The following is a 14,825-nucleotide window of genomic DNA, read 5'->3' on the forward strand; positions in this document are numbered from 1 at the left end:
ATATAATAAACTAATTTATTTTAATTCAAATCAGTTATCACCAATACTAGTATTAATTAATAAGGGAACTTTTAATTTAGTAACATTAGACATAATTTTAGTAATTTTAGTAATAACATCATTAACTTTATTATCTTCAACTTCAAAAATTAATTCATCATGAATTTGTGCAATTAATATTGCATCAATATTTTGATTTTTTATTTCTTCATAAATTTTATTCATTGCTAATTTTAAAATATCAGCAGCACTACCTTGAATTGGCATATTCATTGCTATTCGTTTACCAAAATTTTGAATCACCTTATTTTTATTTGTAATTTCCATTACTTCTCTTCTACGATTAAAAATTGTTTGAACGTATCCATTTTTTTCACAAAAATCAATTATATTATTAATATAACTTTTAATTTTTGGAAAAACCGAAAAATATTTATTAATAAATATTTTAGCATCTTCAACTTTAATTCGTATTTGTTGTGATAAACCAAAACTAGAAATGCCATAAACAATGCCAAAATTAATAGCTTTTGCATTTTGTCTTTGTTCGTTAGTAACTTCTGCTAAAGGTATATTTAATATTTTACTTGCAGTTTCGCGATGAATATCATGCTTTTGCTGAAAAGCTTTAATTAAATTTTCATCTTCACTAATATGAGCTAATATTCTTAATTCAATTTGCGAATAATCACAGGATAGTATTTTAGTATGTGGTTTGCTTGGAATAAAGATTTTGCGAACTTCTCTTTGTTCTTTATCGCGAATACTAATATTTTGCATATTAGGATCTAATGAAGATAACCTGCCAGTACTGGTTTGCACTTGATTATAAATGCTATGAATTTTACCATCATCAAAAATATATTTTTGTAAACCAAGTAAGTAAGTGGAATATAATTTTTGTAATTTACGATATTCTAAAAGAATATCGATGATTGTATGTTGATTTTTTAAACTAATTAAAACTTCAAAAGCAGTACTACCTTTTTTATAATTAGGTAATTTTAATTCTTTAAATAAGTATTCACTAATTTGTTTTGGTGAATTTGGATTTAAATTACTATTACTTTCTTTTTTAATTTGTAATTCTAAATCTTGGATTTTTAGTAAATTTTTATCAGTTAGTAGTTTTAATTTTTTTTGATCAATGTTAACACCATTACACTCCATATTTACTAATACAAAAGCAGCAGGTAGTTCAATCTCTTGATATAAATTTCAGTTATTAGTATCTTTTAATTTTTTTATAAGAATGAGATGAGAATCTGTTAAAAAATTTAATTTTTTTTCTAAAAAAATAGCTATTTCTTTTTCATCATTGGGAATATTTTTTTTAATACCTTTGCCATAGAAATCATCAGCGCTTAAATTATCTTTAACATTGACATTGAGCATAACAGCAATGTTTTCTGGTAATATTTTTTCATTAGCATAAAGAAGGTAAGCAGCTAACATATGGTCAAAAATAATATTATTTATTATTAATTTTAAACGTAGTCCTGAGATAATAACCTTTTTTAAATCTCAAGTTATTTTTTGTATTTTTTTATTTTGTAAGAAATGTTGAAAATTAGAACAATTAATTGCATTGATTTTATTAATATAAAATGTTCCTTTTTTATTTTTAATACCAAAACCAATAATATTATCACGATTATAATTATCACCAAAAATTTCTAATCATAAGTAATTTGAATCACAATTTCATTCTTGACTTCACTTATTTATAATTTGAACGTGAGATGTACTATTTTTATTAGTTTTAGGATTAGTGTCTTGTGTTAATAAAGAGTTCATATTATATTGTTTGTAAAAGTCTTGTAACTTTTCATTATTTAAATTTTCAACATTATAATTAAACGTTTCTAAATTACCAGTAATTGGTGTATTTAAATTAAGTTGTGCTAGTTGTTTACAAATAATACCATTATTAAAGTTAAGTTTAATTAGTTTACTAACATTTGGTTTTAATTGTTCTACATTTTCAATAATGTTTTCTAATGTGTCATATTCTTTTAATAAACTAATAGCAGTTTTTTGACCAATTCCTTTAATGCCTGCTAAATTATCAGAACTATCACCCATTAATCCCTTTAAATCGGTAACTTGATAAGGTAATAATTCATATTCTGATTGAAATGTAGAAATAGTAATAACCTTTAAATCACTCATCCCTTTTTGTGGATTAAGAATTTTAATATTGTTATCTAATAGTTGTAATAAATCTTTATCACTACTCATAATATCAATTTGATAATTACTAGCAACTTTATTTTTAACAATGCTGCCAATAATATCATCAGCTTCATAATTATTTATTTGTCCCCAAGGAATTTGTGCTAAGTCTAAAAATATTTTAACTAAATTAAATTGTTCAATTAACTCAACCGGAGTTTCACTTCTTTTTCCTTTATATGTTGCTAAATTTTCATGACGAAATGTTTTACGACCAGCATCAAATGCAACAAAAACACTAGCATAGTTGTTAGATTTTAAGTACTTAGTCAGCATTCTAATAAAAGCATAGACGGCATTAGTTGGAATACCCTGTAGCGAATGTAGATTAACTCCTTGGTATGCAGTAGCATAATATGCTTTAAATAATAAATTGTTACCATCAATAATTAATGCTTTTTTCATTTATTCACCTAATTTCATAAAATTATTATAACAATAAGTAAGTATAACTTGATATAAAATTAAAAAATTATCATATAAAAAAAACAAGATTTTTTTCTTGCTATCGAACAATAATTAAGTTACAGATTTAATTGTGTAGAAAACATTATAAATATAAGGTTTTAGGGTTAATTTTAAGAGAATTATTATATTTATAGTGATTAGATTTCTGTAACTTAATTATTTAAATATTAAGGATATTTATAAATAGATCCTTAAGTTTTATTATAACATTCAATTTTTAATTTTTAAATTCATTTTTTCTTTTTTATATATAAAAAACAAGAGCTTTTCAGCTCTTGTATAAACAAGAATTATTGCTAAGGTAATATGTCATTTATAAAAAAAGGGGGGTTATTTATAAATAAAACTTAAGGTTATTGGGGTTATAGAGTTTAAATTTGGGATTTTAGATTAATTTTAAATTTTTATATATTACCTTAATTTTAAAGGACCTAGGCTATCTAAATCCTTATAAGAATAATAACAAATAATATTTAAATTGCAAGGAAATTTGTTATTATTTTTAGAAATAATTTATATTTTCAGTTTTTTTCAAAAATATATTCATACTCTATATAAGTTTTTGATTTTTTTGATAAATATTTTTGGAAAAATTGCAATAATTTTACCCTACTTATCTTAATTTTTTTAAAAATCTTAGTGCATTAATAGAGTTTTTATTTTTAGTAAAAATTTTTACATATTATGAAATTTTTAAACACTAATAAAAGCCTAAAATAAAATCAGAAAATGATTTTGTATATAAAACAGAAATTAATAAGAATATTATAATTTATGAATATTTTTTTGAGAAAATAAAAGATAAAGATAATGGTCCTTGCATTGTGACGAGAATTTATTTTAGTAATGATTAGATATGAGAAAAGATAGTATATATTAATAATAAAAAAACTGATGTTGAACAAAAAATAATAGAACAATATAGAGTTTATTTTTGTAAAAAAGAACTTTTAGAAGAAAGTCAATTCATAAAAAATGGAAATGATAATCAAGTAGTTATTAGAAAAAAATCTATTTTGGATTTTAAAAATAAAAAAAATGTTAATGGTGTCATTAATAATGATGAAAAGATTAAAGAAAGTAAAAATATTTTAGGTAAATTAGGTAGGTGAATTGGAAAATTTTTTATTTTTGCCCTTGAAACTTATCTTTTTGGTGTTGTTTCGGGAATTATTTCTGTTCTTGCTCTTAAAATTACCGTTGTAATGGAGTTTTGTTGATGAACTCCTGCAGCTTTAGGAATAGCAACACTTACACTACTCTGCCTATAGGTTGATGTATAGTTTTAGCAATTGTAGCAGTATTAGGCGTTCAGTTACTAAAAGAATATGGAATTAAACCTTTATTAAAAAAATGTGAAAGTTAGTAGAATCAAAAAAAGCAAAAAAACTAGAAATGGAGGACTTAAAAGAAATAGATTTTCATAATATCAATTCTAGAGTTTTAAAAAACTATTTAAGTACTCAAAAAAAACATACCTTTTGATGAAATTAGATCAATTTTTGAACAAAATATTAATATAATTAAAAATAGAAAATTTTCTCATCAAATTCAAGAAAAATTTGATGCAAAGAGTATTAATAATATTCCAATTTCAGCTAATACTTGAAATAAAGTAAAATGTTTATTTCAATATAATTAATAAGTTAACAATTTTGTTGAAAATAATAAAATTTTAATCTATAAAATTAATACTATTTTCTCTTTTCTCTTATTTTATGGTTAATATTCATGTTATTATTACTAAGTAATTAAAAAATATTAATGAGGTATAAGATGAGTATTGTCACAATTGAGAATTTAACACATGCTAATGGTGGAAAAGTTTTATATAAAAACGCCGCTTTACAAATTAATAAAGGTGAACATGTGGCATTAATTGGTATGAATGGTGTTGGTAAAACAACATTATTAAATATTATTAATGGAAGAGTATCTGCAGATCATATTAATTTAAATATTCATCCTAAAATTAAAATTGGGTATTTGGATCAACATCAAGAGGTTAATTTAGAATTAACAGTTTTACAATATTTGCGTGAAAGTTATCAAAAACTTTTTGAACGCGAACAACAAATGGAAAACTTATATGCAGAAATGGCTAATAATTATAGTGAAGAGTTATTAACGAAAGCAATGAAAATTCAAGATGAATTGATACACCAAGGATTTGATACTATTAGTAAAAAAATTGGTCGTTTAGTTGATGGATTGGGTATTAATTTACAACTTTTAGAAAAAACTTTAGGTAGTTTAAGTGGTGGTCAAAAAGCAAAAGTTTTATTAGCAAAATTATTATTAAATGAAGATGATTTTTTATTACTTGATGAACCAACTAATTTTTTGGATATTGAACAAATTAATTGATTAGCTAATTTTTTACAAAATTACCCTAGTGCATTTTTATTGGTGTCACATGATCGTAATTTTATTAATACAACATGTAATATTATTTTTGATATTGATAATTATATGATTACTCGTTATGTTGGTAATTTTGAAATTTTTTTAGAACAAAAAAGTTTACATAATCGTCAATATGAATCAGCATATTCAAATCAAAAGAAATTAATTGAAAAATTAGAAACTTATATTAGTAAAAATGCAGCACGTGCTTCGACTGCTAAAAGTGCTGAATCAAGAAGAAAAAAATTATCTAAAATTAATGTTTTAGAAAAACAGCAAATCCAGTCTCCTCCGAAGTTTTATTTTAAGTATTATAAAACAACAAGTTCAATTGCTGTCCAAGTTAAAAACCTTGAAATAGGTTATCATAAACCATTAATTAAGCCGCTTACTTTTGTTATTAAGACTGGTAGTAAGTGAGTTTTTAAAGGGTATAATGGAATTGGTAAAACTACTTTCTTGCAAACGTTAGCTGGTAATATTCCAGCACTTGCTGGAAATATTAATTTAGATGATCGAATGCAAGTAGCGTATTTTCATCAAACTGAAGTAATGACTAGTACTACTCCATTTAATTATTTAAAAGAGTTAGATATTAAATTAAATGATGTTGAGATTAGAAGAATTTTAGCAAGTTTTGGTTTGCGTAGTAATTTAGTAATGAAACCAATGAACTTACTTTCTGGTGGTGAACAAACTAAGGTTAGATTAGCAGCATTGGCATTAAAACCTTATAACTTATTAATTTTAGATGAGCCAACTAATCATATTGATGTTTTAGCTAAAGAGTCTTTATTAAAAGCATTGCAAGAATTTGAAGGCACTGTATTATTGACAACTCATGATACTAATTTTAATAATAGTTGAGTTGATGGGGTTTTAGATTTTGAAAAATTAACAAATTAGTGAAATTAAAATAGTTATTTTTAATATTTAATTTCATTATACATTTAAACAAATAAAAAAAATTATAACTAAATCTTAGCTATAAGTTTTTTTTATTTGTTTAAATTATCCCTTACGATTACGGTCGTCACGGTCTCGTCTGCTAAATCCACCACTGTTTCCTCAACTAGAATCACCACGGTCAGAACGTGGTCTAAAGTTTCCACGATCAGAAGAATTTCTATCCCCTTGTGTTCTTGCTCCACGTTCAGCAAAACGTTTTTCACGTTCTTCTGTTATTTTTACAAGTGTTGTTAAACTTGCATTAATAGTAATTACTGTTTCTTTTAAAACTTTAATTTCTTCTAATAATGCTTCTATTGTTTGATTGTTTTCCATTAACAATGCCTCTTCTTTCTGGCGCCTAATTGATAAATCTGATAATAATATCTGATATAATGAGATTAATAAGCACTTAATTATAAGTATAGCATTAAAATTAAAATTGTATAGTATATAGTCATATATTTTATAGTTAAAAATAATTATTATTATGATAACTATTATTTTTTTATTAAATATCTAGTAAATAATACATTAAAATTAGTTTTTTATTGGAAATTATCCCCACATGTACTAGTGTCGAGGAAAAAATGAATTGAAATGAATTCAATAGCATATTTCAAAATGAAAACGATTGTTTGAAATATATAGCGAAGTTGAAAGTAATGAAATGTATCAGGTGTGCTTCTTCTAGTTTGAATGTTTCTGATTTGAGAAGAATAAGATGTTTTAAATGTCATCAAACATCTTATTATTCTTCATGACACCATTTTTCACAAGTCACAAACACCTTTGACATCTTGGTTTTATCTCATCTTTAGATGAATAAACACAAAGCATGGTATACCATCAATAGATGTTGCAAGGGAATTGGGTGTGACATATAAAACAGCTTGAAAAATGGTGTCATGAAATCAGAACTAGAATTTGGAATCAAGATGCAGGGTTCATTGATGATGGCACAGCACAGATGGATGAAATGTATCTTTCACATGTAGGTTTTATTCAACAAGGAAGATCCTTGTTTTTTAAAACCTTGATTGTTGGAGTTTATGAGAAAACCAGCAACAAACTAATTGTGAAAGTATTGAAAAAAGCAGATGAGAAAAAACTTTTATGATTTGCATTGAAACACATTTCTACTGGGTGTTGTCTATTTACGGATTCTTGGAAGGGATATGGAAGTTTCAAAAACTTCTATCACAAACATGAAATCGTAAATCATGAAGTTGGGTATGTGTCATCAACAGGTGTAAACACAAACCAGATTGAATCTGCATGAAAACACATCCGACGAACTTTCCGAACACACATAAAAGTTTCAAAACACAATATTCATTTATATGCAAAAGAAGCTGCATATAAATTCAATAAGATACCTAGTTTTGAAAATATAATTTTGTGTTTGATTTAGATACATGTGGGGATAATTTCCTAGATAGGCTTTTATCTTCATTTATGTGATAAAATTTAAAAATAGTACATAAAGGGATAAAAGCCTTTTTATTTTACTAAAGTAATACTTTTAAATTTAAAAGTACGTATACCTTGAAAATCAATTAAATTTTCAATATCAATAGCAGTGATAATAAAATGATATGTAGTGTTTTTAATTTTATATGTAAAATCATATTTTAAATTAATTGTTTCGATATTATTGATGGTATTTTTAGTCATAGTAATATTAGAAGTATTACCTATTTTTTTATTAATGCCGGTTATGTTATCAGCATCAAAATAAACTTCATAGTTATCTTTAATTCATTGATTATTATTAGCAGTAATATTATTTTTAATTCCTAATTTATGACTTTCATCAGTAGTACCAAGTAATAAATTTAAGATATTATTTAGTTGACTGTTTGGTTCAAACATAGTTTTTTGTAAAATATCAAGTATTGAACCTTTAGTAAAAGCTGGATATTCTGGATTAATGTGTCCGCCTAATGATTTATATAATTCTTCGACATCGGTTGCTGTTACATCACTTTTATTAATTATGTTTTTTAGAGTAACAATAGTATCATTTTTAAGAATTATTAAGAGACCATCATTATTATTAAATAAAAAATTCTCTAATTCTTGTAGATCAATATTAATACCTTCATTACCTGGATATTGTTCTGAAATTTTGGTAATTAGATCAGTAATACTATCAATAATATTTTTAACACTATCTGTATTGATACTATTGATAATAGTATCAATTAATTTATCAACATCTGGATATCCATTATTACCAATAAGTCCACCTAAGGTTAAAATTGCTGATATAGAGGTTGGATTTGGTATTGTTAAATTAAGTTTAATATCATAAAGAAATGTATCAAAACCACGATTTTCTGCTGTAGTTTTACCAAATACGGTTAGAAGTATTTGTTTTAATTTTTCTGGTTGGTTAATTAAAGATTTTATAGTATTGATAATATCAAGTAAATTATAGCTACCAGCACTTGGCTTTGATGGATAACCATTACCAATTGTTAAGTTTTTAACACCTTCAGTAATATCTGGCATATCTAATATTCATTTTTTAATAACCGGAATAATTGCTTCAATAATTGTTAAGATATAAAGTGGATTAGTTAAAAGATAGGAAAGGTATCTTTTAATATCATCAAAAAAACCTATATCATCAAAATTAACTTTTATTTCCTTTGGCTTTAGTCAACTCCCATCAAGTGTTATATGTTCTGAAAGAATATTACCTAAATATCGTGGAGTTTTACCATCTTTACCAAAAATTTTATTATCTTTACTCATTTTTCAAAACAAGTAATTAATTAAAGTTCCACCATGATATAAATCATAATCTTGCTTTGATTTTCAATCACTTACTATGTGACCAGGATAAAGTGGTACATCTATTACCACTTTAGCGTGTGGATCTATTTTTCATTTTCCATCATCATTTCAAGCGCTATAAGGTTGACCACTATCATCTTTTCAATTATTCATAAACTTAGTTAATGTTTCTTCATCAGTGGGTGTAGAACTTTGTTGATCAGATCAACTGCCATTGATTAAATTACCAAATATTATAGTTAGCGGATTTAAAAAATTAGGACCATAGTTATTAATTAAATTAGCAACTAATTGTAATCCAACTTGACCAGTTCTTCCGCCACCTTGTAATGATTTTAAAAAACTAGAAATGGGGTCCATACCAGCACCAACAACTATATTTTCTAATTGTGGGTTAGCCATAATTGATATAGTTCTAATATAATCAAGTGATGAAAAAAAATCATTAACTTGCTTTTTACTATTGATGGTTTTAGTTAATTCACCTGTTCCAGAAGCTTTAAAAAAATTATCAGGATCAAAGTTATTTACATCAATTTTTCCATTTTCCCCTCAACGTGTTTGTAAATCACCTCAATTATCTAAAATAGTATTTTTAGTTAAATTATTAATACTATTATTTTTAATTTTTCCCATAATATCATCATTAGTATTACTAGTATCAGCACCTAACTCTTTTGACATAACCATACTTTTAATTAAAGCAGAAGTTTGGTCAGCAAAAGTTTTAGCGATACTATTAGTTACACGGTTAACATAAAAATTAAAGGTACAAGCTGATAGAGGTAAAATAGTGGCACTTGCTATTAAGATAATTCCTAACTTGGTAAATACTTTTTTCATAGCAGTTCTCCTTAAATAAAGTGTTATTTTTGTCAATTTTATTTTACTAAAATTTAATAGATTTAACTCTGAAAATAATTAAATTTATTTCTTACAAATTGTATCATTAGTTATTTTAATTTTAAAATTTATTTAAATAAACAATTTAAATATGGTAATATATCAAACAAAGAATATAAAAACTATCTATTATTTATTTTAAAATTATCCTATATATTAATTTTGTATAAGTGTGATATTATTAATCAATATGTGAACTTAATAATTAAAATTAAATGCAAAATTTTAATTTCAGGAATTAGGGAGAACTGTAATGGCAAGGTTAAATAAACGCGAAAAAGCGAATAATAAAAAAATGGTATCTACTAATAAGAAATCAAAAAAAAGTTTATTTAAGAATGCGTTACTATTAAAGCAGACTTTAGTTGCTACATGAAAAAGTAAATTACAATTAGTTATTTTACTATTACTTACTGCTTTTGCAACTTCTTTGGTTACTGGAAGTTGAATATCATACGTTAGAATGATTGAAGGAAGTAATCAATTAGGATTAAATGATCTTAAGTTTGATGCTGTTTTACCTTATTCACCAGTGTCACAAGGTATTAAACAAATTGCTAATCAAGCTTTTAGTTTAAAGTTAGGTCGATTTTATGTTCAAGATGGAACTAATAGTAAAAGTACTAAAGCGCTTTATTTTGATGATACAAAAATAGGTACAGATCAAGAAATACTACCAATCACTAAAGATAACTTAACTATTGATTATACTCGTGATAATACAGGCAATATTACTGGGTTTAATGATATAAGATGAACAAATCCGGATAATCCTTTAGTTTTTAATTTGAATAATAATAATGTTAAAGCAAGCATCTATGGTCAATTATTATTAAAATCAAAAAATGCTGCTAATGAAAATTTAAAAAAACATTTTAAAACAGAAGCAGATGATTTATATCGCGATTTTTTCTTAAAAAAAACAGCACCCAATATTCTTCAATCTATTAATACTTTTATTAAGGAATGGATTACAAAACATTCAACAGACCCAATATTAAAGGAGACCGATAATGATAAAGTTACCACTTGAATTTTAGAAAATAAAATAAATTTTAGATCTTCTTCTAATGATGCTACTATTCCTGATAGTGTTAATTTGCAAGATCCAACAGAAAGAAATGAACTTTTTATTAAAGTAGTTAAGGAAACTGAACCCGATCCAAGATTAGATAATGATTATGGTATGAATGGTCAATGAATGAGAATTTATCGTAATTTTTCTGCAACAGAATCAGATAGTAACATTTATACTAATTTTACTAATACTTCTATTGGTTATCATTCACCTTTTAACTATAATGTGATTAGTGATGGCACTGAAAGAGATGCATTTTCTACATATTTAATTCGTGCGGTTGCAGCATTACAAATGCGTGATTTATATGTTCGTAATCAATTTACTGCCAGTGCTGGAGTAATTAATAATACTCAAATTAATACTAAAATTATTGATATTGGTTTACCTAATGCTTTAAATCATACTAATCTAAAAGTATTTGAAGGTGTTGCACCAACAAGTAAAAATGAAATAGTTATTACGCCACAATATGCAAGAAAAAATAAAAGTAATAAAGCGTATAAACCAGGCGATCATATTAATATTAATGGTACTGACTTTATTGTTAGTGGTATTGGTGGTGATGCTTATGATATTTATCCAACGATTAGTGACTTAGATCCAATTCCCAATACAAGAACTGAATTTATTGCTTATGTTACACCTTCAGCATGAAATGATGGAAATTGATATAAGACAGCAGATAAAACCGATAATACTTTAATGTATTTTACAAAATGAAATAATATTTCTAAAAATAGTATTCATGAATTTGATGTTGATTTATTTAATGATTTTTTTCAAAAAACAATATTTAGTGATAATGGTGTTAGTGATTTAAATCAATATGATTATAATAATTATTTAGTTGAGAAATATGGTAATACAGATCCAACACCACAATCATCTTCTACATACCTTATTAATCCAAATCCTGTAGTTACAAGTAGTAATAGTCAGTTTTCACTTTATAATAGTAAAGAAAAAATATTTAATTCAGCAATAATTGGATTTTTATTTGCAGCAATAGCAGGAGTATTATTTTTACTAACGGTTGTTATTTTTATCACCACTTTAATTGTTAAAAAAGCAATCCAACACGGACAAGTTTCAATGGGTATTTTAAAATCAATAGGTTATAAAACATGAGAAATTACGATTTCTTATTTGGCATATCCATTATTAACGCTATTAATTGCAATTCCAATTGGCTGAATTGTTGGTCTTGTAATTCAGGTATATTTAACTGAGATTTTTAATACTTTATTTGTTTTACCATATAATGTTTTTAACTTTGATGTTGTTCCATTATTTATTTCAATTTTTTTAATTATTAGTTTTATTACAATTGTTACTTTATTAACTGCCTTTCGTCTTTTAAAGCGTGATCCTTTATTTTTAATTAAAAAAGATAGTGATTTAGCTTTAGGTGTTCCTAAAAATAGAACTAGCAAGTTTTTACAAAATAATTTTCGTCTTCGTTTTTTATTATCGTTGTCAAAAACTAGTTGAAAAAAAATTTTAGTTACTTCGGGAGTTATTACTTTAGCTTCACTTTCAATTGTAGCAACAACACTAGTTCCTGCCACTATTAATAGCTTAAAAGTTAATTATTTCAAAACTCAAAAATATAAAAATTATTATGAGTATCAAACACCAATGCCGAATATGCCAATGAGTAAATATGGATTATATTCATGAGATTTTTTTAATCGACCAAGCGGTGAGAAGTATTATCCAACTTATGGTGCTATGCCTTGACCTGAAGATAAAATTGTTTATGATGAGAAAAAGGTACGTGTTGGATGATATAATCCATTATTGTTTAAAAAAGAAAAATTAACTAATAATTTTGCTGATATTTTTACTTTCGATTCATCTTTTCCTGAATCTGAAAGAGCAGAGTTTATAAAAAAAATGTCCTCTTATTATCAAGAACAATCAACAGGGACATTAGATCTTAATGATTTAGTTTGATCATATAGTTGATTAGGTGGCAAAGCTTTTAGTAATCAGTTAATAACTGATTTAAGTAAAGAAGATAATACACCATCAAAAATAATTTCATATAATATTGTTAATTTTGTAAGTGGCCAATTACCTAATATTTTGCAAGTTCCCAATCCTGGAGTGCCACCTGGTCCAGAGGCAATTAAAGAAATTTTAAAGCAAGTATTACCGGGCTTTGTTCGTCAGAGTATTGATAGTTTGCCAAGACCTAATATTAAAGAAGATCCTTATGATTATTTTAGTATTGGTCATAATACTATTGCTTTTAATCCAAAAACTACTAATAATGGTGATATTAATGGACCAGATGAAGAATTAGTAACACAGTTTAAAGTTGGTGTTGATGAAAGTACAAAAATTGCTAAAAAAGAACTAATGGATGTTATTGGGATTAATCCCAATACTGCGATGTTAGTATTAAAAAATGATGAAGTTAAAGCTTTAAAATATAATGCTAATGCTAATGCTATTCCAATGGTTATCAATCGTGCTTTTCAATCTAAATTTGGATTAGATGTTGGTTCACAATTTAGTGGTGTACCACAAGTTAATACTTTATGTTATAAAAATATTGATGGTAAAAGTGTTCCTTTACCAAAAGAAAATTGATATTACGGTGAAAAACCACCAACAGATTCTTATACTACAAATGGTGGCATCTGATCAAAAAGTGGAACAAAATGAAATTATCGTGGTGATCAAAAAATAAAATTATCTGATAATAGTAAAGAATATAGTGATATCCATGGCACTAGGTATAATGGTATGTATGATGAAAAAGGACAACCAATTATAAATAATGAACCTAGTACTTGAAATAATGTTAATGATATTTGATTAAAATTGCCTTCTGATATTAGTGGTAGTGCTAAAAGTGGTAAAATTCCAACAACTGATAATGCTAAAACTATTGATTTTGATTTATCACGTATTTCCGATTCAACAGGTAAATGAATTAGACCTTTTTCATATGATTTGGTAAAGCCATATAATGGATTTGATCCTAAAGTTCCATTAAGTATTTTATTAAACTGCCCAGCAGAATGATTTATGGGAATGGTTAATAATAATATTTTAACTAAAGAAAATAATATTAATGCTGATAGTTTACAAGCAGATATTAAAAATAACATGCCAACATGATGAAAAAATATTACGGGTAATGATAATCCACTTCATACATATCAAGTTGTGGGAATTCAAGAATCTTATGATACTCCTAAAGCCTATGTTGATCAAAAATGAGCTAATGAAATTATGGGCTATAGTTATATTGATGATAATCCTTATTATTCAGGAACGGATGTATTTCAATGATTTAATGGTAAGTTAAGTGCTAATGCTAATGTTTTTGATTTAATTGGAAGAATGAGTTTTAAATCAAATTTAGATGATTATACTATTTATGCAACCACTATTTTAAGTGGTAATCAAAATATACCAATGGTCAAAAAAAATTATTTATTATCAAGACAACAAGCAATGCTTACTAAAATGTCAGATATTGCTTTCAGTGCTAGTGCTTTATTTATTGTGACAACGATTATTTGTTCAATATTAATTGTTATTATGATTACTGATTTATTTACCGATCAATTTCGTCGTTTTATGGCTCATATGAAAGCAGAAGGATATACTAATTGAGAAATTAATTCTTTTACTTTAGGTATTTTTACACCTTGAGCATTATTTGGTTATATTTTAGGGTTTGCCCTAGGTTACCTTGCCATTTATGGTTTAATTAATATTCTTATTAGTTTTGTTGGTGTGGCTTTACCATTTACAATAACATGATGAATATTACCAGTAAGTTTTATCATAATTGGTGGTATATATATATCAACATTTATTATTCATAATCATGAATTAAATAAAATGAATTTAATTGAATAATTAAAATCTGATGAATAAAATAAAGTTCACTAAAGAATGTTTGGTAAATTTAAATATTTAAATTTACCAAATTAATAGTCAAATATGTATACTTTAT

The 14,825-nt window shown here is 25.3% G+C and carries 9 protein-coding genes; 6 read left to right on the top strand and 3 right to left on the bottom strand.

Features of this window, described 5'->3' with window-relative positions; all coding sequences use genetic code 4:
• Positions 1-15: 15 nt before the first annotated feature.
• Positions 16-2,640, bottom strand: coding sequence for a DNA polymerase I (gene polA, locus AC6I4F_RS01990; protein ID WP_497874152.1), 2,625 nt, complete (start codon positions 2,638-2,640; stop codon positions 16-18).
• A 1,079-nt stretch (positions 2,641-3,719) separates the two neighbouring features.
• Here polA and AC6I4F_RS01995 point away from each other — a divergent pair.
• Together AC6I4F_RS01995 and AC6I4F_RS02000 are read left to right on the top strand one after the other, a co-directional pair.
• Entirely contained in the window at positions 3,720-3,974 is a 255-nt protein-coding gene (locus AC6I4F_RS01995; RefSeq protein WP_497874153.1) for a hypothetical protein, read from the top strand.
• 505 nt (positions 3,975-4,479) lie between these two features.
• Positions 4,480-6,015, top strand: coding sequence for an ABC-F family ATP-binding cassette domain-containing protein (locus AC6I4F_RS02000; protein WP_497874154.1), 1,536 nt, complete (start codon positions 4,480-4,482; stop codon positions 6,013-6,015).
• A 105-nt stretch (positions 6,016-6,120) separates the two neighbouring features.
• Here AC6I4F_RS02000 and AC6I4F_RS02005 read toward each other — a convergent pair whose 3' ends face one another.
• On the bottom strand, positions 6,121-6,393 hold the full coding sequence (locus tag AC6I4F_RS02005; RefSeq protein WP_174480642.1) for a hypothetical protein: 273 nt from the start codon (positions 6,391-6,393) through the stop codon (positions 6,121-6,123).
• Positions 6,394-6,608: 215 nt separating this feature from the next.
• On the opposite strand from AC6I4F_RS02005, the gene AC6I4F_RS02010 reads away from it, so the two are divergent.
• Genes AC6I4F_RS02010 through AC6I4F_RS02020 form a run of 3 tightly spaced genes read left to right on the top strand, consistent with a single transcriptional unit; the run spans position 6,609 to position 7,471 of the window.
• Positions 6,609-6,878: a hypothetical protein gene (locus AC6I4F_RS02010; protein WP_497874155.1), complete on the top strand. Its 270-nt coding sequence runs from the start codon at positions 6,609-6,611 to the stop codon at positions 6,876-6,878.
• A complete protein-coding gene (locus AC6I4F_RS02015) occupies positions 6,850-6,981 on the top strand; it encodes a hypothetical protein (protein WP_497874156.1) in 132 nt (43 codons plus the stop codon). Before AC6I4F_RS02010 ends, AC6I4F_RS02015 begins: the two co-directional genes overlap by 29 nt.
• Positions 6,982-7,027: 46 nt before the next feature.
• Positions 7,028-7,471, top strand: a complete 444-nt coding sequence (locus tag AC6I4F_RS02020; RefSeq protein WP_497874642.1) for a transposase — start codon at positions 7,028-7,030, stop codon at positions 7,469-7,471.
• An 89-nt stretch (positions 7,472-7,560) separates the two neighbouring features.
• Here AC6I4F_RS02020 and AC6I4F_RS02025 read toward each other — a convergent pair whose 3' ends face one another.
• Positions 7,561-9,705 carry a hypothetical protein gene (locus AC6I4F_RS02025; protein ID WP_497874157.1) on the bottom strand — a complete coding sequence of 715 codons (2,145 nt, stop codon included), beginning with the start codon at positions 9,703-9,705 and terminating at the stop codon, positions 7,561-7,563.
• A 313-nt stretch (positions 9,706-10,018) separates the two neighbouring features.
• Here AC6I4F_RS02025 and AC6I4F_RS02030 point away from each other — a divergent pair, with 313 nt between their 5' ends.
• Complete coding sequence (locus AC6I4F_RS02030; protein ID WP_497874158.1) at positions 10,019-14,728, top strand: FtsX-like permease family protein; 4,710 nt, start codon at positions 10,019-10,021, stop codon at positions 14,726-14,728.
• The last annotated feature ends 97 nt before the right edge of the window (positions 14,729-14,825 follow it).

The organism is Spiroplasma ixodetis (assembly GCF_059729505.1).